Raw genomic sequence first — 21,587 nt, forward strand, 5'->3', positions numbered from 1 at the left:
CTTTTCAGAAGTAAATGCTGTCTTTGTAAAACCAACCTATTAGTTTTACAAAAGGCAGTTTTGTTGTAGTGGCACTTCTTATATTATAATAATACCTTATAAGATTCGTTTTATCAAGTTAAATAGCTCGTGAATTTCAAAAGGTTTTTCCAGGACTTCTATTCCACCTAACTGGTAAACAGATAACATATTATCAATACTGGAATAAGCAGTAATCACAATAACAGGGGTGTCGCACTCCATACTTTTTAGTCTGCTCAAAAGCTTCATCCCGTCCATAAAAGGCATCATCAAATCAGTAATTATCAAATCATAGTGCTCTGAAATAGCTTTTTCGAAGCCTTCTTCACCATTTTCTGCAACACTGACTTCATACCCTTCAGACGAAAGAATTTTAGTGAGCCCTTCTCTGCTGAAATGGTCATCTTCGATTACTAAAATTTTCAAAATAACCACCAATGTTTTATTTGTATTTAAAAATTATCCAAGCTGCCAAAGAGCTGCTTAAAATTGTTTTCTAATTTTTCTGCTAAAATGTCTATTTTAGTATTTGTTAGTTTTGATAAGGTGTAGGCTGTGTATATCACAAATGAAGGATCATTTTTTACCCCTCTGAAAGGAATAGGGGTAAGGTATGGACAATCTGTTTCGATAAATACCCTATCTATTGGGACATATTTAACAGTGTCCCTTAAATCATCGGCTTTTGAGTAAGTTAAAGGGCCTGCATAAGATATGTAAAATCCTCTGTCAAGTGCCCATTTTAAGAGTGTTTTGTCACCGCTGAAACAGTGAATTATCCCACCGTAAAAATTATCTTTAATAATATTATGAAGGATATTTATTATATCCTTAGATGCATCACGGTTATGTATTACTATTGGCTTTTTATGGTATAAGGCAATGTCAGTAAATGTAAGGAGAGTGCTAATTTGCTTATCTTTTGGCGAAAGGTTTCTAAAATAATCAAGCCCTATCTCTCCAACTGCAATAACTTTTTCACTTTTTAACAGATTTTCAAAACCTTCTATTTGTGCGACAGAAAAATTTTCAGAATCGTGCGGGTGGACACCGCAGGTAGCATAAACACCTTTGTGTTTTATTGCAAACTCATATGCATTCTGAGAATCTTTTAGGTCAATGCCAACTGTAATTATCCTTTTCACAGAGTTAGTTATGCAGTCTTCTAAAAAGTAGCCGCTTTTAAGTTCATCAAAATGTATATGAGCATGGGTATCAGTAAAAAAGAGCCCATGCTCTTTTAGTTGATTAATTTCCTTTATGAAATTTTCAAATTCTTGTGTATTTTTTTTTAATATCATCTTGTTATATTGTTAGCAGTTACTTAATTATAGTCCCCGGTGCAACCTCATCTGGAAGCTCTAAAACCCTGTGTTTGTGACCAATTGCTGCAGCCAAAACCATCCCCTCGGACATGAGCCCCATAAGCTTTGCAGGTTTTAAATTGGCCACTACCGCCACAGTTTTACCTACAAGATCGCCGGGCAGATAACTTTTTGCTATTCCAGCTATAATTTGTCTTGTTTCTTGGCCTAAATCCACCTTTAATTTTAATAATTTTTCAGATTTTTCAACTTTCTCAGCTTCTATAATTTTGCCCGCTTTTATCTGGACAGTCATAAAATGAGCAAAATCAATTAATTCAACTGCTTTGTCATTATTGTTTTTATCTTCATCCTTTTTATTTTCACTCTTTATGTTATCTATAATTTCATTTTCATCAAGTCTTGGGAAAATTGGTGTCACCTCGCCTATTTTCCCTCCTGCTTTTAATTGTTTTACTCGCTTTAACTCTTCAAAACTGTTTTTTTCTACAGGCTCCGTAATGTTTAACTGTTCTCTTATTTTTATGGCGGTATCAGGCATAAATGGATAAATTAAAAGTGATAATGCCCTTATTCCATCCATAGAAGTGTAAAGAACAGTTTCCAGTCTATCTCTATTTTCTTTATCTTTGGCAAGTGCCCAAGGTGCTGTTGTATCTATATATTTGTTTAGTGCAGATACAAGCTCCCATATAGCAATTAGTGCCTTGTTAAAAGCCAAGTCTTTTAAGTGAAGTTCAACATTATCAAAAGTATCTTCAATTTTCTTGAAAAGTTCCACATCTACCGTGTCTTCCACTTTGTATGCCGGGATATCGCCATTGAAGTAGCGCTTAACCATCCCAAGCGTCCTGTTTAGAAGGTTGCCAAGATCATTAGCCAAATCACTGTTTATCCTGTGAATTAGTGCTTTAAATGAAAAATCCCCATCAAGCCCGAAAGGAACTTCCCTCATTAAAAAATATCTAATGGGGTCGACTCCAAATTTTTCAATGAGCCAGTTTGGATCAATGGCATTTCCAAGGGATTTTGACATTTTTTGCCCCTCCACTGTCCACCATCCGTGAGCAAAGATAGACTTTGGCAGGTCAATTCCCAAGCTCATCAACATGGTTGGCCAGTAAACGGTGTGGAATCTTAAAATATCTTTACCTACAACATGAAAGTCTGCAGGCCAGTATTTTTTTAACTCTGAATTTGCTTCAAAATAATTAAGTGCAGAGATATAGTTTGTCAGAGCATCTATCCATACGTAAATTACATGCTTTTCATCTCCAGGCACAGGAATGCCCCATTTGAAAGACACCCTGCTCACAGAAAGATTTCTAAGCCCTTCTTTTATGAATGCGATTATCTCATTACGTCTTGAAGCAGGCTTTATGAAATCAGGATTTTCCTCTATATGTTTTAGAAGTTTTTCCTGGTATTTTGACATATTAAAGAAATAACTTGGTTCTTTTAGCTTGGTAGTCTCTCTTCTGCATGACGGGCAGCAGTTTCCATCAAGAAGTTGTGTCTCTGTCCAATATGTTTCGCAAGGGGTACAATACCACCCTTCATATTCATCAAGATATATATCCCCGTTTTCCTGCATCCTCTTGAATACTTCCTGAACAGTTTTTTTGTGACTTTCATCAGTAGTTCTGATAAAGTGATTGTTGGATATATTAAGCTTTTCCCAGAGATTTTTATATCTTTGGACTACACTGTCGGCAAGCTCCTTTGGAGTCATCCCTTTTTGTTGAGCTGCCTGCTCAATCTTTTGTCCATGTTCATCTGTCCCTGTCAGGAAAAATACATCGTAACCTGACAACCTTTTATATCTACTTATAATATCACAGGCAACTGTTGTGTAAGCATGCCCTATATGTGGGACATCATTTACATAATATATCGGGGTTGTAACGTAAAAAGTCGGTTTATTCATATCTTTCCTCCGGTATTTTCATCAATAAAGTCCTTTAACTCGACATATTCGACACCTTCTTCAACTACATCATAACCATCTTTTTCATACATTAGGCAGCACATAAGCCTTCCGCATACGCCTGAAATTTTTCCCGGGTTAAGCAAAAGGTTTTGGTCTTTAGCCATTTTAATGGAAATATTATCAAAATTTCTCAAGAATGTAGAACAACAAAATTCTCGTCCGCAGATTCCAAATCCACCAAGAATTTTTGTGGCATCCCTGACTCCGACTTGTCGCATTTCTATCCTTGTCTTAAATATTCTTGCAAGATCTCTAACAAGTTGTCTAAAATCAACTCTACCATCTGCGGTGAAGTAGAAAGTGACTCTTGTCCTATCAAGGGTATATTCGGCTTTTAACAGTTTCATTTCAAGCCCATGCTGCTCCACAAGTTTTTTACACTCTTCAAGGGCTTTTGGCTCTTCCTCTCTATTTTTTTTGAGATTTTCTATGTCTTGCTCTGTCGCCTTTCTAATAATTTTCTTAAATTCTTGCCCTTCCGCAGGTATTATTTCTCTATCGGGAAAAACGACAGTAGCCAAATCTTCCCCTTTTTCAGTCTCAATAATGGCAAAATCACCGCGCTTTAGCTGCACCCCATTTGTTAAAAAATCATATATTTTGCCGGCTCTTTTAAAGACTACGCCGGTGGCATTAACTTTTTTCACTAAACTCTCCGTAAAGTTTAATTATCAAATCCGTTTTAGCAATATTCAGGTTGAAATTGCTTTGTAGCATACTTAGCATGTTTAGTAAATAATTAGAAATTGTCAAATATTTATTATTTTGTTCTTTCCGGTATTTTTCAACAAGATTTACATATAATTGGTCAATTATAGCTTTCAATCCATCTTTATCATTCACTCTGAAAATAAAGTCCAAGATATTGTCTAAATCTTCGTAAATATCTGTCTTAATAATTTTATTTGTTTTACTACTTAAATGTTCAATCCCTTTTTTTACCGAGCCGCATGCATATTTGCATGCTTCTTCTAATATTTCATTGCTAATGCCACTAAATTTTTCAGTAAGTATTTGCTTTATATAATTGTCATTCAATCTTGAAAACTCAAAATTAAGACACCTTGATTGTATTGTCGGCAAAAGTTTTTCAGGCAAGTGAGTGACAAGGATAAAAATTGTATTCTCCGGCGGCTCTTCAAGGGTTTTTAAAAAAGCGTTGGCCGCCTGATGGGTCATTTTATGAGCGTCGTTTATGATAAAAAACTTATACATCCCTCGATAAGGGGATAAAAAAGCGATTTCTCTTAACTCTTTTATTTCGTCAATCCCAATACTATCCTTTGATTGAGCTTCATCCTTTTTAGATTGGGATAATTTAGAATCAGTTTCTCCTATATTAAGGATAAATATGTCCGGATGAGAATTATTGTCGGCAAGGCTGCAGTCCTGACAATCACATTGGGAGAAAAAGCTCCCTTTTTGGCAAAGAATACTTTTAGCAAGATTTTTTGCAAAAAGAAATTTTCCACACCCTTCAATTCCGGAAAATATATAGGCATTGGCAAACTGTTTTTTTTGAGTAATTTTACTAAATATATCTTTTTCTCTGTCAAAACCTATAACTTTCATAACGATAGAATATCCAAAATCTCTTCGTGCACTTCGTTAAGCGGTTTGTTGGCATTAATAATATGGCAATCTTTAAATGCATTGGCGTACCAAAGAAAACCTTCTCTTACATTTTCAAAAAATGAAATGTCAAGAGATTCAAATTTACCTTCATTTTCAAAAGTCCCGGTATTTTCAAGTCGTTTTCTTGCCCTTGAAAGAGCTATTTTTGGATCTATATCGAGAATAAATGTAAAGTCAGGATACCTTGTTACTGTAATTTTTGAAAGTGTGTCTAAAATATCTTTATTAAGCCTTCTACCAAAGATTTGATAAGCATAAGTGGAGGAAAGAAACCTGTCTGTTATCACACTAGTGCCACTTTTAAGCATTGGGATGATTACACGTTTTTGATGTTCGTTTCTATCTGCTGCATAAAGAAGCATTTCTGTTATGTGGTCGATGTGATATTTTTTTGAGATAAGAATATCTCTTAAAATACTTCCTACTTCTGTGCCTCCCGGCTCTTTTGTGACAGATATTTTTGCACCTGACTTTTCAAAAAAGTCAGCCAACATTTTTACCTGTGTGGATTTACCGCATCCATCAATACCGTCCAAGGCTATAAAAAGGGGTCTATTTAATTGCACAGTCGGATTTATCCCCCTGTAATTTCTTTATAGTGTGAGGAATTGCTTCATATATTACTTCAAGGTTTTCTATTGCACCTTTGGGAGAGCCAGGAAGATTTATTATAAGGCTGTTATTCCTTGTGCCGCATACCGCTCTTGAAACTATTGCATGTTTGGTTTTTTTAAAGCTTTCCATTCTCATTGCTTCTTCAAAGCCAGGAAGTCTTTTATGAATGAGCTTTTCTGTGACATCCGGTGCGATATCTCTCGGTGAAATCCCTGTTGAGCCGTTTGTAATGATAAGGTCAAATTCCTGCATATCGGTAAATTCCACGAGCATATTCTCAAGAATATTTTTTTCATCCGGAATCATTTCATATCTTAGAAATGAAAGTTCAAAATTTTTATTGAGAAAATCGATTATATCTTTACCTGTAATATCTTCTCTTTCCCCTTTGCTCCCTTTGTCACTTAAAGTTATGACAGCGGCAGTAAAACCTTTTTTAGGCAATATCTCAATTTTATCGCCTACTTTTATTTCGCCACTCCCTTTAACTGTGGCAAAAATACCTTCTTTGGGCATTATACAGTCCCCTGCCTGATAGTATATCGCACATCTGTGGTGACATATTTTGCCTTTTTGTGAAATTGTAAACTCTATATCATTTATCACTATTCTTGAGCCTACTTTAAGAGTGCAAAGGTCGACACCCTCTGTGGTGATATTTTCGGCAAAATCGCCGCTTTTGACATTTAATCCAAGCTTTACCATTTTTTCTATGCTCTCTTTGGCGAGAAAGCTTATCTGTCTATGCCACTTACCAGCGTGGGCATCACCTTCAATACCAAAGTTATCCAACACTTTTGCAGAGTCGACATTGGTCTTTTTTATCCCTTTCTTATCGCTAACAGATATTGAATAAATTGTGCTCATAAATACCCCTTTGCTTTTTTTGAAAATTATACAATTTATCCCTTTATGTCAATAAACATAAAATATTCAGGGGTGCAGACAATTTATATTTAACAACACTATAAAAGTTTTATATTGATTTTCGTTATATTTTAGAATATATATCGAATTATGGATAATAAATCAAAATCGTACAAAATTCTTGGCAGGCTGTGGATAAAAGGTGAAAAGGGCACTTTTTTAGGGCATGGAAGGATTATTTTGCTGGAAAAGATTGATGAGTATGGCTCTATTTCAGAGGCTGCCAGAGCGCTTGATATGTCTTACAAGCATGCTTGGGATTTGATAAAATTTATGAATAATGAAGCCAAATTGCCTGTTGTAGAGACGACAAAGGGTGGTAAAGGTGGAGGAGGTGCTAAGGTTACTGAATATGGTAAAAAGTGCATATCATACTATTGGAAGTTACAAGAAAGGTTTGAGGAATTTTTGAGAAGAGAAACGGATATATTTAACGAATAAATTTTTTTATATGGCGTTATATTTTAAAATATATTACGGCTATGTTGTGATGGAGGAATATATGAAAAGGGTATTTATTGCATTTATAGTGATAGCTTTTTTGTTGACGGGTGTTGTTAGAGCTGAAGAAAGACTTTTGATATTTGCCGGTGCGGCATCAAAACCACCTACTGAGGAAGTGGCAAAGCTGTTTAGAGAAAAATATGGGGTAAAGGTTGAAACAGTTTTTGGTGGCTCAGGATATGTTTTATCACAAATGATATTGGGGAAAATGGGGGATTTATATTTCCCCGGGTCTTCAGACTTTATGGAAATAGCCAAAAGGAAAGGGGTTGTTTTCCCTGAAACAGAGAAATATGTGGTTTATCTTGTAAATGCTATAAATGTTCAGAAAGGAAATCCTAAAAATATAAAAACGCTAAAAGATTTAACTAAGCCGGGCTTAAAGGTTGCTATTGCAAATCCTGAAGGGGTATGCGTAGGTACTTATGCTGTTGAAATAATTGAGAAGAACTTTACTGAAGAAGAGAAACAGCAGTTTAGAAAAAATCTTATAAATTATACGGGGAGCTGTGAAAAAACTGCAACTGCGATCTCTCTAAAGGCAGCAGATGCGGTTATAGGCTGGCGTGTATTTGAATATTGGGACCCGGAAAGGATTGAAACTATCCCCTTAAAACAAGAAGAATTGTCAAGAATAGGATATATCCCTATCGCTATATCAAAATTTACTAAAAATATGGGGTTGGCACAAAAATTTATTGACTTTTTGGATACTGAAGAGGCAAAAAGTGTCTACAGAAAGTATAAATATTTTATGACCCCTGAAGAAGCTAAATCGTGGATTGGGGTTGAAAAACCAATAGGGGGGGAATATAAAGTTCCTGAGATATGGCTGAAAAAATAACATTTAAAAGGATAGCGATACTATTCAGCGGGTTTGTATTTGTTTTGTATGGTGGTCTGATACTATCGCTGTTATATTTTTTTGATAAAGATGTATTTTTTAAGGCTGCTTTTTCAGAAAGAGCAGCCTATTCCATCCTTTTGAGCTTGAGTGTTGCAACTGTTGTTACGGTCATTTCACTTTTAATTGCAATTCCTGCGGCTTATGCACTTTCGAGGTATAATTTTCAAGGGCGGTCCATTATAGATACAATATTGGAGTTGCCAATGGTTGTATCCCCTGCTGCGCTTGGGGCAATGCTCTTGATATTTTTCAATAATCCTTTAGGAGGCTTTATTCAGGAAAATTTTGCACAATTTGTATTTACAGTCTATGGGATAATTCTCGCGCAATTTGTTACAACATTAGGGGTGTGCATAAGGTTGGTAAAAGCTGCCATGGACGAAATCCCTCAAAGATATGAAGATGTGGCAAGATGTTTGGGTGTCCCACCTTTTAAAACCTTTTTGAAGGTTACCCTTCCTTTGTCAAAAAATGGGATTATTGCCGCTTCTATTCTCACTTGGGCTAAAGCTGTCGGAGAATTTGGTGCGACATTCACGGTTGCAGGCTCGATGGCTATGAACACTGAAACACTACCTGTGGCAATATACATGAGACTTTCTACCGCTGATATCGAGGGGACTGTAGCCCTTATAATAATATTACTAATTTTGGGGCTTTCTACCCTCTATATTGTAAGAATATTGACTAACAAAAGGGTTATAAGTGATTAAAGTAAAAAACTTGGCAGTTAAGACAAAAAATTTTGCTCTTGAAGATATCTCTTTATCTGTAAATACAGGCTCTTGTCACGTTATTATAGGACCGACCGGTTGCGGAAAGACCACTCTTTTGGAGGCAATATTAGGGCTTAGGCCGGTTAAAAGTGGTGAAATTTTTAGAGACAGTGAAAATATAACAAAGTTGCCGACATACAAAAGAATGTTTGCTTATTTACCTCAGGATTTAGCGATATTTCCCCATTTGACCGTCAGTGAGAATATATTCTTTGGTATTAACCATGGAAATGTGACAAATAAATCGAGCTTGCACAAAAGGGCAGATGATATAATTTCTTCCTTAAATATATCTCACTTGCTTGATAGAAAGCCCGTTAATTTAAGTGGTGGAGAAAAGCAGAGGGTAGCACTTGCGAGAGCTTTGTCCAGCGGATTTAAATATCTTTTGATGGATGAGCCTTTATCAGCACTCCATGAAGGATTTAAAAAAGAGCTGTGGGTGTTACTTAAAAAACTCCAAAAAGAATATAATCTGACTCTTTTAATTGTAAGTCACGATATGGAGGAGACATTTTTTTTGGCAGATGATGTTTCGGTTATGATAGACGGAAAAATCCATCAGACAGGTAGTAAAAAAAATATTTACAGATATCCGCGAACTCTTGAAATAGCAAATTTTTTCGGGATAAAAAATATTTTTAAAGGGAAAGTTAAAGAGCTGACTGAGAAGTTTGGTTACATTTATGTGCCTGATTTAAATCAAGCTGTGACATACTATACTGAAAAGTTTCCTCAAATCAAAAAAGGGGATGATATTTATTGGGGTGTCAGATCTGAAGAGGTCATGATTTTAAAAGACGGTAAAAGTATAAATCCGAAGGATACTAAAATTGAAGGGGAAATCATTGACCTGTTTTGGAAAGGGGACAGCTATACGGTATTGTTCAAACCTGAAAACACAAATGTTATTATAGAAATAGATATATCAGGGTATGCGTTTAGAAAATTTAAGATAGAAAAGGGGAGCAAGTCTTCTGTTGCACTTAGAAACGATTGGGTTTTTCTGATTAAATAAGGTTCTAAGTTCTAAGTTCATTGTTCAATGTTTTAACGTGCTATTGATTATAATTAGAAAACAGTTGAATAAAAATATATTTTGTAGCAAAATATATTATCAGTTTTGTGAGGTTATTATGGAAGAAACAGGTATCAAGAGAGTATGGGCACCGTGGAGGATGCGCTATATCGATGGCTCACACAAGGATGAAGGGTGCATTTTCTGCACAAAACCAAACGAAGACGAAAGTAAAGATAAAGAAAACCTTATCCTTTATAGAGGTAAAAAAGCTTTTATAATGATGAATCTTTTCCCTTACACAAATGGACACGTAATGGTTATCCCTTATAAACATACTGGTAATATTGAAGATTTGGATGATGAAGAGATGCTTGAGCTTATGAATTTGTGTAAGCTTACTGTTAAAGCTATGAAAAGCATTATAGGCCCCGAAGGGTTTAATATAGGATTTAATGTAGGTCGACCTGCTGGTGCAGGTGTGGTTGACCATGTCCATATGCATATTGTTCCAAGATGGGTTGGTGATACAAATTTTATGCCGCTATTGGCGGAGACAAAGGTGATTTCAGAGCATATTTTTGATACTTATGATAAGCTAAAATCAGCTTTGTTAAAATTGGAGGAGTTATGAAGTTGATTGGGAATATTGTAAAAATTGTAGTTATTGCAGTAATTTTGGTCTTGGGCTATCTGAATATGCAGATGGTAGAAGTGTCATATTTCTTTACAAAAGCACCAATTAAAGTCCCCTTGATTTTAGTTTTTTTAGGCGGGATAGCTATTGGAGTTATTTTGGCGGGCTTAATTTCTTTTGGTGAAAAGTTTAAGCTTAAAAGAGAGATCAGCAGTCTTAAGAAAAAAATAGCAGAATCTGAAAGCGAAATAAAAAGACTTAGGACTTTGCCGCTTTCTAAAGAGGAAAAGTAAAGCTGATGGACTTGGCAAATCTTATCAAAGCAAATTTATATCTTTTGGAAGGTAATTACGGTTTAAGTATTGAAGAGTTTAAAAAATTAGTTATTTCAGACAATGCGCCTAAAGAGATATACATATTGCTTGGTAGCGTCTTAAGAAAAAACGGGGAATACGAAAAAGCAATACATATCCACGAAAGCCTTGTGGGAGATAAGACCCTTACTAACAAGCTAAATAAAATTTTGTATTTTGAGCTGGTAAAAGACTATAAAGAGCTTCAAGAATATAAAAAGTCTCTCTACTATGCACAAAAGCTTCTTGATATTGATAAATCACCGATAATTTATAAATACTTTTATGAGTTAAACTTAAGTCTTAAAAATTTTGATGATGCCTTTAAATATCTGTTAAAGTATCAGAAAGGTAATAAGAGTGATTTTTCCAAAGAGCTTTCATATATTCTCTATGAAAAGTACGTATTTCTCGAGAAAAAGGATGATTCCTTAATTAAAAAGGCTTTAAAATTTTACCCCAACAACAGGCCTGTGAATTTGATACTTTTTGATCAGGTTTATGCAACAGGAAAAAAGAGCAAGATATCAGACGCTTTTGAAGATTTGCTGAAAAAAGATATTATAAAAACTGAAAAGGATTTAAAGAAGTTTGAAAATGATTTTTTTGCTATCGGGCTTTATAAGGATTTTGAGTCTGCTGTTTTTAAAAAGGTCGCTCAGTCATCTGCAAATCCCATTTATGCTGTTTACAGCTCAAATCTTTTTATAAAAAAGAATAATCCTGAAAAGGCGAATGAAGTCCTTGTAAATTACTTAAATAATATTGGTGAAAAAAATATAGTAAAAAACAAGATTTTAACTTTACAGCTTCCTGAAGGTTTGAAGTCAAAATTCAAGTTTAGTGACATTTATGTTTGTAGCGTGTGCGGTACCGATTTTGATAAATATTACGAATATTGTCCAAACTGCAAGAGTATAGAAACTATTGATTTTAAATGACAATGAGTGAGTCTGACTTTTCCAAGTTAACACCCATGATGCAGCAGTTTTACTCTATCAAAAAAGAGTATCCTGACTGCATTCTTTTCTTTAGAATGGGTGATTTCTACGAAATGTTTGATAATGATGCTAAAACAGCAAGCAAAATCCTTGGGATTGCTCTCACTAACAGGAATAAGTCTTCAGATAACAGTCCTCCCATGTGCGGTATCCCCTATCATTCTTACCAAACATATCTTAATAAGCTATTAAATGCAGGATTTAAGGTGGCAATATGTGAGCAGTTGGAAGACCCTTCAAAGGTAAAAGGGATAGTAAAAAGGGGTGTGGTCAGGGTTGTAACGCCCGGCACCATTATTGAAGATGAAACATTGTCGAATTCAAATTTTAATTTTCTTGTTGCAGTATCTAAAGCAAGAGATTTTTATTATGCTGCAATTGCCGATATATCTACAGGGGATTTATTCCTTTTTAACTCAAAAGAATTGTCAGAAATTATAAACAAATTCAGACCAAAAGAGATTATTGGGGAGATAGACAACCTCAATGGTATAAACTTACCATTTTTTAAAATTGAAAGGGTTTATCATTACAAAAGCATGCTTATCGGGATAACGGACTACTTTAGTGGCTCATCGCTAAAATCTGTAGGGATTACGGAAGATGAATATGTTAAACCGGTATTTTACCTTTTATCCTACCTCAAAGAGATGTTAATCGATGTAAAGCTAAAAAAGCCTACAGTGTTTTTGTCTGACAGGCAAATGTATCTTGACGCTATTGCCCAAAAGACGCTTGAGCTTTTTGAAAGTACATCCGGGAGAAAAGATGCCACACTATTTAATGTTCTAAATAAATGTTCCACACCTATGGGTGAAAGGCTGCTTGCAGTCTATCTTATGTCACCTACTAATGATTTGAATGAGATAGATATCAGGCTTAACATAGTAGAATATTTTTTATACAATAAAGAGAAAAGAGTTAATATTAAAGAGCTTTTAAAAGGTGTGTATGATCTTGAGCGGATTTTGACAAGATTGAATGCAAAAAAAGGCACACCGAGAGATTTGAGCTGGCTGACAAGTTCGCTTGCCCCTCTTACTGATATAAAAAAAATGTTGAAAGGCACAAATAACCCTTTTATTGATGATTTGTTTGATAATTTTGATGATTTGTCAGATATTTGTGAATTTCTGAAAAAAGCCGTTGCTGATGAGCCACCTGTATCTATTGATAAAGGAGGGACGATAAAAGACGGTTTTGTAAAAGAGATAGACGAATTGCGTTTTTTAAGAAAAAACAGCCGTGTTGAGCTTGCTAAGATTGAATCAGAAGAGAAAGAGGCGACAGGAATTAACAACCTTAAGATAAAGTTCAATAAGGTTTTTGGGTATTATCTTGAGGTGCCAAAATCGCAAATTAAAAATGTTCCCGAATATTTTGAAAGAAGGCAGACACTTGTGAATGCCGAACGGTATATAACCCCAAGGTTAAAAGAGCTTGAAGAAAAAATTCTTACCGCCGAAGATAGACTGATAGAGCTTGAAAAAGAGGTTTTTGAAGAAATAGTTGCAAAGATAGTTGAGCAAAGTGAAAGGATTAGATATGTTTCTAATCTTTTGGGGAGAATAGATACGCTGATTAGTTTTGCTGATGTGGCTGAATCAAACAGATATGTAAGACCGACTGTAAATGACAGTGATGTAATAAAGATAATCGATGGCAGGCACCCTGTAATAGAAAAGTTTTTGGATGAGCCTTTTGTTCCAAATGATGTTTTTCTCAATAATAATGAAAGCAGATTGATGATAATTACAGGACCAAATATGGCGGGAAAAAGCACATATATAAGGACGGTTGCACTTATCAGCATAATGGCACATATAGGCTCTTTTGTGCCGGCAAAGAATGCTGAGGTGGGCTTTATTGATAGGATTTTTACCAGAATCGGTGCCAGTGACAACCTTTCTCAAGGGGAATCAACATTTATGGTGGAGATGGTTGAGACTGGAAATATTTTAAATAATGCCACGGGCAACTCATTGGTGATATTGGATGAAATAGGTAGAGGGACTTCGACATTTGACGGAGTATCGATAGCTTGGGCTATTTCGGAGTATTTATTGAATAGAGTTAAGGCTAAAACACTTTTTGCTACACATTATCATGAGCTTTCAGACATACCTCTGGCAAATCACGGAGCAAAAAATCTAACCATAGAGGTTAAAGAGTGGAAAAATGAGATAATCTTCTTGAGAAAGATAATAGAGGGGAGCACTGATAGAAGTTATGGGATTTATGTGGCAAAACTGGCCGGGCTTCCACAGGAGATTATCCAAAGAAGTGATGAGATTTTAAAACAACTGGAAAAGAATGAATTTGGTCTTGACGGACTGCCAAAGCTTGCAAGGAAAACTAAAAAAGAGCAGCAAATTGTCCAGCCTATGCTTATTTTTGAAGAAAATGAGGCATTGGAAGAGTTGAGGAAAGTGGATGTGAATAGTATAACTCCTCTTGAAGCCCTTAATATTTTGGCAAAATTGAAGGAGCTGGCAGGTGAGTAAAAGTCAAATAATATTAAGGTATATGCTTGACAGTCCCATATCTTTTATATCATTTTTTTTAGGTAGAATACCTTTGTGGGCTTTGATATATTTGGCTTCTATTGGTAAAATCAGCATTTTAATGTTTTTCCTTTTATCAGGGCTTGTTTATTTGTCGAGAAGTTATTTCGATGTGGAAATATTTGGGGCAAATCCTATTTATTCCATTTTTACGAGCGTATTTTATAGTATTTACAAGCCGATTTTATTTGTCAGTGTTGTTATAATAATTTTTTTAGGTATTAATTATTTTTTCATTACTCAAAACTTTTTTATATTGCTAATTTCCGTTTCTGCTGCCAGTATTTTCTTTGTTGGGATGACTTTTTTCTTTAGAAAGGACTATTTTGATGCTTTGTGGAGGATAAAAAATGCTCCTCAGGTAAATATATCTTCTTTTAAAGCATTTTTACTTGATGTTTTGTGGTTAATTACGATTACAACCCCTATTTCATTATCAGTTGTTGGTCTTTTGATAATTTATTTTATTGAGTTTAATATTTTGTTACAAGAGTTTGACGGAATTTTATAAAGGCTAAGTGAGCATTTAGCTCACTTAGCAAGTTTTAGTGTTATTTCAAAAGTAGTGCTTCTACTCTTCTGTTTTGGTTTTTCCCTTCTTCTGTATCATTTGAAGCTACCGGCTTATCAGGGCCATAACCTTTAGCTGTGATTCTATCTTTTTCAATACCAAATTCTGTCGAAAGATATTCGGCAACAGCATCAGCTCTTTTTTGTGAAAGGGCTATATTTTTATCACGGTCACCATCACTATCGGTGTGTCCGGCTATTTCTACCTTAACTTCGGGGTGCCTTTTTAAGAATTCTGCAAATTTTTTGATTTCATCTACATATTCAGGTTTTATGTCTGATTTATTTGTATCAAATTGGACGTTAAGTGTAATTTTAACTTCACATCCATCTTTATCAACGATTGCATTTTTTACTGAATTAGGACACTTGTCTAACCCGTCAAATACTCCATCATTATCTGTATCAAGTGGGCAACCTTTTTTATCAACAGGCGTATTCATAGGAGTATTTTGGCACATATCCTCCGTATCAGCTACTCCGTCTTTGTCTGTATCAAGCACTACAGGTTTTATAGTACATCCGGTGCTGTCAACCTTGTCCCCTTTAGGAGTATCAAGACATTTATCGATATTGTCGTTAACACCATCATTGTCAGAATCCATAACAGGCTTGCTCTTTTTACCAAAATTAAAAGTTAATCCGAGAGCAGCGATTACATCGTTACCATCGCCAAAAAGATAATTGTATCTTACTTCGGCAAAAACTCCAAAGTTGTCTTTTATCATGTACTTGACACCCAATGCTGCTGAAGGGCCAATATTCATACTTGAGCTAAGGTCGCCGGCAATCCCCAAAGCACCATAAGGCTTAAGAGTCTCATTTTCTAAAAAGTAATATTTCACATGTCCTAAATATTGAAAAAGGTTTGTATCATTACCGTTGTCATATTCTGTAGGGATATATCCTACGCCAAGTTCTACTTCAAATTTTTCATTTAAGCTTTTGCCTAATCTTAATCCATACTCGGGATTATCATCAATATCTCTTTCCCCTGTAAAATAGTGATACCCTAAATAAGGTGACACTGAGTATTCATACTAAGAAGCATAAGCACTTGAAACAAAAAGCATTGCTACGATAACCTCCATTATTTAGAATGATTATAGATTAGGCTATAATATTAAGCAAGCAATATAGTTAAATAATATCATTTTTATCTGAATTTGTCAGTTAAATTTCCGATATTAGCTAATACAGGACGATACAATATTGATATTATTGATAAACTTTACAAAATTAAATATTGTGTTAACATATTAATATGAAATACATAATATTTACTGATCTGGATGGCACACTGCTTGACCATTTTACTTACTCTTTTGATGAAGCTACACTTTGTATTAACATAATTAAATCTAAAAATATACCTCTTGCCTTTATTACAAGCAAGACAAAGACAGAGGTGGAAAAGATTATTTTTCAAATAGGATATGATATCGTTTTTTCCGTGGAGAATGGGGCTGCAGTATATTTTCCAGGTAAATTAAGTAAGTATAACAAAGTTTACGGCGAAAGTTTGGAAAAGGTTGGTAATTTTTATGAGCAGGTAAAAAGCCGATATGAATTGCTCAGTGTGTTTGAGATATCTGAAAGAAAACTATCAGAAATGGTTAATTTGTCAGCTGAAAAAATCAGACTTTTAAAGAAGAGAGAATTTAGTTTGCCATTTATAATAAAAGACAATAACAACCTTCAGCAACTTGAAGCTGAGGCCGCTTCTTCAGGATTTAAGATACTAAAGGGTGGAAGATTTTATCATCTTGTAAGCAAAAATCAGGACAAAGGGGTTGCTTTAAACTATATTAAGGATATTTTAGGTAAAAATTGTGTAAGTATTGGGCTTGGTGATAGTGGCAACGACTACGACCTGCTCTCAAATGTAGATATTCCGATTATAATAAAAAAACATGACCACACTTATGATAAAAAATTACTCGGAATAAAGAATGCCGTTAAAGCTAATTATGTAGGGCCAAAAGGTTGGTGTGATTCGTTAATAAAGTTTCTAAAGGAGGAAAACTGTGGCTGATTTCTATCAAAATTCACTTTTTACTACTTTACAAAATTTGAATAACAGAAAGTTTGAAGAGATATCTGATGACATAATGAAATACACCGGCAGAAGAAAGATAGCTCTGCTTTTACCTGCCCTTTACTCAGAGTTTGAGACTGAAGCTATGAAAATCATTATTGATGAATTAAAGGAAGTCCCCTTTATAGAGACTATAGTTTTGTCCCTTGACCAAGCCAACAAGGAGCAGTTTTTAGATGTTAAAAAGAGGCTTAGTGTTTTACCGCAAGAGGTAAAGGTCGTTTGGAATCATGGGGAAAGGGTGCAAGCGCTTTATGACGAGCTTTTAAGGGAAGACTTCCCACTCAATATCCCCGGTAAAGGTCGAGTAGTCTGGATGGGGCTTGGATATATATTAGCTCAAAACAGGCATTACGTTGTCGCCCTTCATGATTGTGATATTTTAAACTACAAAAAAGAATTGGTTGCAAGGCTTGTTTACCCGCTTATAAACAAAAATTTAAATTACAGATTTTCAAAAGGTTATTATGCAAGAGTTACCGACAAGCTATACGGCAGAGTAAAAAGGCTTTTTTATATCCCTCTAATCAGGTCGTTGAAAAAGATTGTGGGGCATGAAAATAATTTTTTAAGGTATCTCGATAGTTTCAGATATGCCCTTTCAGGAGAGTTTGCCTTTCTTTCGGATCTTGCAAGGACTGTTAGGATTTCCCCCACATGGGGGCTTGAGATATCCATACTAAGTGAAATATATCAAACTGTTCACTTGAGCAAAGTTTGCCAGGTAGAGATTATGGATACTTATGAACATAAGCATAATACAATTGACGTTAAGAAGCCAAACGAGGGGCTTATCAAAATGGCTTCGGATATTGCAAAAACCACTTTTAGGGTATTGGCACAAGACGGAGTTATCGTTTCTGAGGCTTTTTACAGGACACTCCTTGCCACATATATTCAAGAGTCAAGGCGGACTATCGAACAATATTATGCACTGGCAGAAATAAATGGACTGCAATACGATAGGCATGAAGAGATAAAGGCTGTGGAATCTTATGCAGTTGCAATTAAAAATGCTTGGCTGGAGTTTACTGAAAATCCTATAGGGGTAAGGTTGATTTCTCCTTGGATAAGAATAGAGTCAGCGCTTCCGGGATTTATGGAGAAATTATCAGAGTATGTTGAAGCCGACAACAGTTAATTATTTTTTGGGACACAGTTTTTCATAGGTAAAAACAGGAATAGTGAAGCTATACTTCTGCCTATTACAAGTGCTGTTGCAGCAATGATTGCACCCGGCAGTAATGTAAATTTAATTAACAAAATTAATGAAGCGATAATAATCGACACTTCAAGTGCAGTAGCAATAGTGATAGGGTTTGTGATACTGCAATTAACTAACACACCTCTTTGAAAAGATATCAACACTGTACTTGCAGGCAGAGCTACCATAATCATAGCCGGAATCATGGCAAACTTTGCAAGTTCGTCAGAGAGTCCTGAAATTACCTTAAACCATAGATGAGATACGGGGGTAAATGCGATTATTCCCATGGATATAAGGCAAAATAGTCCGAGAAAAGCCGCAAAGTTTCTAACTATCTTATAATTATTTTCATTCTTTGAAATAATAGCGATGACTACCTCTTGATATGAAAGCCCTAAGCTTCTGAAAATAAACACAAGAGAGTTAATTACAGGAAGCACTGCCAAAGATTCGATAGATTTTATACTTTTCCCCATAAAAAATGTTACAGCGGGGTAAACCCCAAGGCCAATAAGAGGGGTAAGTGCAAGAGGGATATAAAATTTTGAGATAGTTATCAAAGGGATATTTTTATCTTGTTCATTTTGCTTGATACCTTTGACAATATTATTAGCCATAATTCTTACTGCAACAGCCTCGGCAATTACACCGCTGCTCAATGAAAATGTCCCTACTGCGGCGCCGGTAAGTATATTTAAATTGTATAAAACAATTGCGGAAACAGACATAAACATTAACCTGAATATTGTGCTAAATGCCACATATTTTGTTTTGCCGTTTTTAATAAGAATCCCTTGGTAAAAGCGTCTGTACCCTATGGCAGCAGGCCAAGGGATTAGGAGAATCGTTGCAATATGTGCAATTTTTGACACTTCACTTTTAAGCCCCAAAACATCTTGTGCAAAAAAGTAGAATATTTGCGGGATACAAATTATTGAAATTATCAGCGTGAGCAGAATATTTAAATAAATTGCAAATCTTCTCAGATCGTAATAACTGTGCTTCCCTTTGACCATTGCCGTCGATGCACTCATAAGCATGATAATGGGGGCTTCTGCCAAAAGGCCAATTGCAAGTGCCACACCATAAGCGGCCAAATTAAATTTTTCCTGAGGCAATCTTGCTATTATACTTGCAAGGTATGGCCCTTCAAAAGCCATCATAAGCCAGGTTGATGCAAGAGGGAGCCAAAATTTAAATATATCTTTGTATTTAACCTTTTGAATGTTATCCATTTAATTCTTCATCTATCAAAGTAATTGCCTCAAGCCCCCTCATTGGGATTGAGATATTATCCCCACCGATTTGTGATTCTCTTAAATTTATTCTTATCGCTGTTGCATTTTCACGTCTTGAAAGTCGTTCTGTTGTATATCTGATTGATGGTATGGCAGTCCCCGCGCCAACTTCAACAATGACAACATTTTTGCCTGACGCAAAACTTAAAAAATCATCCAGTCTTTCCGATTGCTCGTGTGAGCGGCTTGGCAGCCATGAGTAATCTCCAAACATCAAAATATTGGGCCTTGCTACTCGGCCGCAAAATTTGCATTTAGGGATATTTTTAGCTCTCATAGTTTCATAGTCGATATCAACTGATTCATTGTTTTCCCAAATTGCGTCACAGCACGGGGAAAGGCATTGGAGATAGTGAATAGAGCCGTGAATTTCATAAATTTTATAAGGGTCAAACCCGGCTTTTTGAAATTGCCCGTCAACATTGGAAGTGATGACAAAATAATCTTTCACAAGCTCTTTGCCCCAGTTTAACATAATATCAAACCCTTTGTGAGGTTTGGTTTTCCTGTATAATTCCAATCTGTGCCCGTAAAATCCCCAACCAAAGTGCGGGTCGTTTTCAAAATGGGCAGGGTTTGCACAATCATAAAAATTAAGCCCAAGCCTTTCATACATTGGATATGCATGCCAAAACCCTTTTTCCCCTCTGAAATCAGGCAGCCCTGAATCTACTCCAATCCCCGCACCTGCGGTAATTATAAGTATGTCAGCATTTTTTATCTTTTCTGCGGCCTTTTTGATGGCATCCATACAGCACCCCCCTAAAACTATAAAATCAAAACCTGTATGAATCAACACAATTATTTCTTTGTATAATTTAAAAATTATGTATAATAAATTATCAAGCTTTTTCGGAGGTTATATGAAAGATTTGATAGTAGATAAAAATTCGCCGAAGATAAATAAGATTTTAGATAGAGGCGGGATATTTGATAAAGAGTATCTTCCGGTGGTTATGGATATACTTGATAAGGTAAAAACAGAAAAAGATAAGGCACTTATAGAGTTGACTCTGAAATTTGACAAGACAGATTTGACAAAAGGGTTTGAGGTTGAAAAACAATATCTGAAAACATGTTTTGATAATTTGCCTGAAAGTTTGCAAAAATCCCTTGAGCTTGCCAAAGGAAATATCATGGAATATCACAGAAATATGCTTGAGAAAACATGGATGTACGAAAGGGAAGACGGGTGCATACTGGGTGCAAAAGTTACTCCTCTTGAAAGGGTTGGGGTGTATGTGCCGGGTGGAAAAGCTACATACCCTTCAACGGTATTAATGAATATACTTCCTGCAAAGGTAGCTGGGGTTAGCGAAGTTATTATGGTTACCCCCGCAACGGAGAATAGGCTCAATGAAGTGGTGCTTGCTGCGGCGTATCTGGCAGGCGTTGACAGGGTATTTAAAATTGGTGGGGCTCAGGCTGTTGCTGCCCTTGCTTACGGCACGGAGACAATACCAAAGGTGGATAAAATAGTTGGCCCGGGCAATATTTATGTGGCTTTGGCAAAGAAAATAGTTTTTGGGACAGTTGATATAGATATGATTGCAGGGCCAAGTGAAATACTTGTCATTGCAGACAGATTTGCCAACCCTGAATATGTAGCGGCCGACATGCTTTCTCAGGCGGAGCATGATGAGCTTGCCTCTTCCATTGTAATAACAGATGATATGAAATTGGCTGAAAAAGTTGCAATAGAAGTTAAGAAGCAACTAAATGAACTTCCCAAAAAAAATATTGCTGAAAAATCGTTGAAAGATTTTGGTGCAATTATTGTGGTAAATGATTTGGACGAAGCGTGCAAGCTTGCAAATGAGATTGCTCCGGAGCATCTTGAGCTTTATGTTAGCACTCCATTTGAGTATCTCAATAAGATAAAAAATGCCGGTGCAATATTTTTGGGGGAATACACCCCTGAGGCTGTTGGCGATTATGTCGCAGGCCCAAATCACACCCTTCCTACAAACGGCACTGCAAGATTTTTCTCCCCACTTGGCACTTATGATTTTGTAAAGCGGTCGAGTATAATCAGTTTTAATAAAAATGCTCTTTTAAAAGTAGGTGAGAATATAGTAGAGATTGCAAAGGCTGAAGGGCTTGATGCCCATGCAAATTCAGTGATTAAAAGGATTAAATAG

Annotated in this window: 22 protein-coding genes; 12 read left to right on the forward strand and 10 right to left on the reverse strand. The window is 35.6% G+C overall.

From position 1 onward, the window contains the following. Positions 1-96: 96 nt before the first annotated feature. The 7 genes from LF845_RS07295 to LF845_RS07325 are packed head-to-tail and all read right to left on the reverse strand — an operon-like array spanning position 97 to position 6,453. Complete coding sequence (locus LF845_RS07295) at positions 97-456, reverse strand: response regulator transcription factor (RefSeq protein ID WP_242820416.1); 360 nt, start codon at positions 454-456, stop codon at positions 97-99. Between the two features lie 17 nt (positions 457-473). Further along, positions 474-1,322 carry a TatD family hydrolase gene (locus tag LF845_RS07300; protein ID WP_242820353.1) on the reverse strand — a complete coding sequence of 283 codons (849 nt, stop codon included), beginning with the start codon at positions 1,320-1,322 and terminating at the stop codon, positions 474-476. A 19-nt stretch (positions 1,323-1,341) separates the two neighbouring features. Continuing rightward, complete coding sequence (gene metG, locus LF845_RS07305) at positions 1,342-3,273, reverse strand: methionine--tRNA ligase (RefSeq protein WP_242820354.1); 1,932 nt, start codon at positions 3,271-3,273, stop codon at positions 1,342-1,344. Next, complete coding sequence (locus tag LF845_RS07310) at positions 3,270-3,983, reverse strand: PSP1 domain-containing protein (protein ID WP_242820355.1); 714 nt, start codon at positions 3,981-3,983, stop codon at positions 3,270-3,272. Before LF845_RS07310 ends, metG begins: the two co-directional genes overlap by 4 nt. Beyond that, positions 3,970-4,908, reverse strand: coding sequence for a DNA polymerase III subunit (locus tag LF845_RS07315; RefSeq protein WP_242820356.1), 939 nt, complete (start codon positions 4,906-4,908; stop codon positions 3,970-3,972). Before LF845_RS07315 ends, LF845_RS07310 begins: the two co-directional genes overlap by 14 nt. Then, a complete protein-coding gene (gene tmk / locus LF845_RS07320) occupies positions 4,905-5,537 on the reverse strand; it encodes a dTMP kinase (protein ID WP_242820357.1) in 633 nt (210 codons plus the stop codon). Before tmk ends, LF845_RS07315 begins: the two co-directional genes overlap by 4 nt. After that, the gene (locus LF845_RS07325) at positions 5,524-6,453 is read right to left on the reverse strand and encodes an MOSC domain-containing protein (protein WP_242820358.1); all 930 of its coding nucleotides are present in this window, start codon (positions 6,451-6,453) and stop codon (positions 5,524-5,526) included. The genes tmk and LF845_RS07325 overlap by 14 nt, the downstream gene beginning before the upstream one ends. A gap of 150 nt (positions 6,454-6,603) precedes the next feature. Here LF845_RS07325 and LF845_RS07330 point away from each other — a divergent pair, with 150 nt between their 5' ends. The 9 genes from LF845_RS07330 (at position 6,604) to LF845_RS07370 (ending at position 14,784) form a co-directional block, all read left to right on the forward strand. Continuing rightward, a complete protein-coding gene (locus tag LF845_RS07330) occupies positions 6,604-6,954 on the forward strand; it encodes a winged helix-turn-helix domain-containing protein (protein WP_242820359.1) in 351 nt (116 codons plus the stop codon). 61 nt (positions 6,955-7,015) lie between these two features. After that, on the forward strand, positions 7,016-7,861 hold the full coding sequence (modA, locus tag LF845_RS07335) for a molybdate ABC transporter substrate-binding protein (protein WP_242820360.1): 846 nt from the start codon (positions 7,016-7,018) through the stop codon (positions 7,859-7,861). Continuing rightward, positions 7,846-8,637 carry an ABC transporter permease gene (locus tag LF845_RS07340; protein ID WP_242820361.1) on the forward strand — a complete coding sequence of 264 codons (792 nt, stop codon included), beginning with the start codon at positions 7,846-7,848 and terminating at the stop codon, positions 8,635-8,637. The genes modA and LF845_RS07340 overlap by 16 nt, the downstream gene beginning before the upstream one ends. Beyond that, on the forward strand, positions 8,630-9,718 hold the full coding sequence (locus tag LF845_RS07345; RefSeq protein WP_242820362.1) for an ABC transporter ATP-binding protein: 1,089 nt from the start codon (positions 8,630-8,632) through the stop codon (positions 9,716-9,718). Before LF845_RS07340 ends, LF845_RS07345 begins: the two co-directional genes overlap by 8 nt. 118 nt (positions 9,719-9,836) lie before the next feature. Next, positions 9,837-10,352 (forward strand): HIT family protein, encoded by a 516-nt coding sequence (locus LF845_RS07350; protein WP_242820363.1) that lies wholly within the window; start codon positions 9,837-9,839, stop codon positions 10,350-10,352. Beyond that, positions 10,349-10,648 carry a LapA family protein gene (locus LF845_RS07355; RefSeq protein WP_242820364.1) on the forward strand — a complete coding sequence of 100 codons (300 nt, stop codon included), beginning with the start codon at positions 10,349-10,351 and terminating at the stop codon, positions 10,646-10,648. Before LF845_RS07350 ends, LF845_RS07355 begins: the two co-directional genes overlap by 4 nt. 5 nt (positions 10,649-10,653) lie before the next feature. After that, complete coding sequence (locus LF845_RS07360; protein ID WP_242820365.1) at positions 10,654-11,649, forward strand: tetratricopeptide repeat protein; 996 nt, start codon at positions 10,654-10,656, stop codon at positions 11,647-11,649. Positions 11,650-11,651: 2 nt separating this feature from the next. After that, positions 11,652-14,213, forward strand: a complete 2,562-nt coding sequence (mutS, locus tag LF845_RS07365) for a DNA mismatch repair protein MutS (protein ID WP_242820366.1) — start codon at positions 11,652-11,654, stop codon at positions 14,211-14,213. Next, entirely contained in the window at positions 14,206-14,784 is a 579-nt protein-coding gene (locus LF845_RS07370) for a hypothetical protein (RefSeq protein WP_242820367.1), read from the forward strand. Before mutS ends, LF845_RS07370 begins: the two co-directional genes overlap by 8 nt. Positions 14,785-14,824: 40 nt before the next feature. On the opposite strand, the gene LF845_RS12025 is transcribed toward LF845_RS07370, so the two are convergent. Next, positions 14,825-15,871, reverse strand: a complete 1,047-nt coding sequence (locus LF845_RS12025; RefSeq protein ID WP_242820368.1) for an OmpA family protein — start codon at positions 15,869-15,871, stop codon at positions 14,825-14,827. A gap of 236 nt (positions 15,872-16,107) precedes the next feature. Between LF845_RS12025 and LF845_RS07380 the strand changes: the two genes are divergently transcribed. Next, positions 16,108-16,878 (forward strand): HAD-IIB family hydrolase, encoded by a 771-nt coding sequence (locus LF845_RS07380; RefSeq protein WP_242820369.1) that lies wholly within the window; start codon positions 16,108-16,110, stop codon positions 16,876-16,878. Further along, positions 16,871-18,082: a glycosyltransferase family protein gene (locus LF845_RS07385; protein ID WP_242820370.1), complete on the forward strand. Its 1,212-nt coding sequence runs from the start codon at positions 16,871-16,873 to the stop codon at positions 18,080-18,082. Before LF845_RS07380 ends, LF845_RS07385 begins: the two co-directional genes overlap by 8 nt. Here LF845_RS07385 and LF845_RS07390 read toward each other — a convergent pair. Together LF845_RS07390 and LF845_RS07395 are read right to left on the reverse strand one after the other, a co-directional pair. Next, positions 18,079-19,383, reverse strand: a complete 1,305-nt coding sequence (locus LF845_RS07390; protein WP_242820371.1) for a hypothetical protein — start codon at positions 19,381-19,383, stop codon at positions 18,079-18,081. The two genes, LF845_RS07385 and LF845_RS07390, sit on opposite strands and share 4 nt — an antisense overlap. Continuing rightward, complete coding sequence (locus tag LF845_RS07395; RefSeq protein WP_242820372.1) at positions 19,376-20,197, reverse strand: SIR2 family NAD-dependent protein deacylase; 822 nt, start codon at positions 20,195-20,197, stop codon at positions 19,376-19,378. The genes LF845_RS07390 and LF845_RS07395 overlap by 8 nt, the downstream gene beginning before the upstream one ends. A 112-nt stretch (positions 20,198-20,309) precedes the next feature. On the opposite strand from LF845_RS07395, the gene hisD reads away from it, so the two are divergent. Beyond that, positions 20,310-21,587 (forward strand): histidinol dehydrogenase, encoded by a 1,278-nt coding sequence (gene hisD / locus LF845_RS07400; RefSeq protein WP_242820373.1) that lies wholly within the window; start codon positions 20,310-20,312, stop codon positions 21,585-21,587.

It is taken from the genome of Deferrivibrio essentukiensis, assembly GCF_020480685.1.
In the GTDB taxonomy this organism is placed as follows: domain Bacteria; phylum Chrysiogenota; class Deferribacteres; order Deferribacterales; family Deferrivibrionaceae; genus Deferrivibrio; species Deferrivibrio essentukiensis.

Excerpts from the sequence above, each read along its gene's own strand:
- LF845_RS07355 (WP_242820364.1), top strand. The coding sequence starts at position 10,349 with ATGAAGTTGATTGGGAATATTGTAAAAATTGTAGTTATTGCAGTAATT.
- LF845_RS07315 (WP_242820356.1), bottom strand. The coding sequence starts at position 4,908 with ATGAAAGTTATAGGTTTTGACAGAGAAAAAGATATATTTAGTAAAATT.
- LF845_RS07300 (WP_242820353.1), bottom strand. The coding sequence starts at position 1,322 with ATGATATTAAAAAAAAATACACAAGAATTTGAAAATTTCATAAAGGAA.
- LF845_RS07350 (WP_242820363.1), top strand. The coding sequence starts at position 9,837 with ATGGAAGAAACAGGTATCAAGAGAGTATGGGCACCGTGGAGGATGCGC.
- LF845_RS07360 (WP_242820365.1), top strand. The coding sequence starts at position 10,654 with ATGGACTTGGCAAATCTTATCAAAGCAAATTTATATCTTTTGGAAGGT.
- mutS (WP_242820366.1), top strand. The coding sequence starts at position 11,652 with ATGAGTGAGTCTGACTTTTCCAAGTTAACACCCATGATGCAGCAGTTT.
- LF845_RS07330 (WP_242820359.1), top strand. The coding sequence starts at position 6,604 with ATGGATAATAAATCAAAATCGTACAAAATTCTTGGCAGGCTGTGGATA.
- LF845_RS07325 (WP_242820358.1), bottom strand. The coding sequence starts at position 6,453 with ATGAGCACAATTTATTCAATATCTGTTAGCGATAAGAAAGGGATAAAA.
- LF845_RS07390 (WP_242820371.1), bottom strand. The coding sequence starts at position 19,383 with ATGGATAACATTCAAAAGGTTAAATACAAAGATATATTTAAATTTTGG.
- LF845_RS07395 (WP_242820372.1), bottom strand. The coding sequence starts at position 20,197 with ATGGATGCCATCAAAAAGGCCGCAGAAAAGATAAAAAATGCTGACATA.
- LF845_RS07380 (WP_242820369.1), top strand. The coding sequence starts at position 16,108 with ATGAAATACATAATATTTACTGATCTGGATGGCACACTGCTTGACCAT.
- metG (WP_242820354.1), bottom strand. The coding sequence starts at position 3,273 with ATGAATAAACCGACTTTTTACGTTACAACCCCGATATATTATGTAAAT.
- LF845_RS07340 (WP_242820361.1), top strand. The coding sequence starts at position 7,846 with ATGGCTGAAAAAATAACATTTAAAAGGATAGCGATACTATTCAGCGGG.
- hisD (WP_242820373.1), top strand. The coding sequence starts at position 20,310 with ATGAAAGATTTGATAGTAGATAAAAATTCGCCGAAGATAAATAAGATT.
- modA (WP_242820360.1), top strand. The coding sequence starts at position 7,016 with ATGAAAAGGGTATTTATTGCATTTATAGTGATAGCTTTTTTGTTGACG.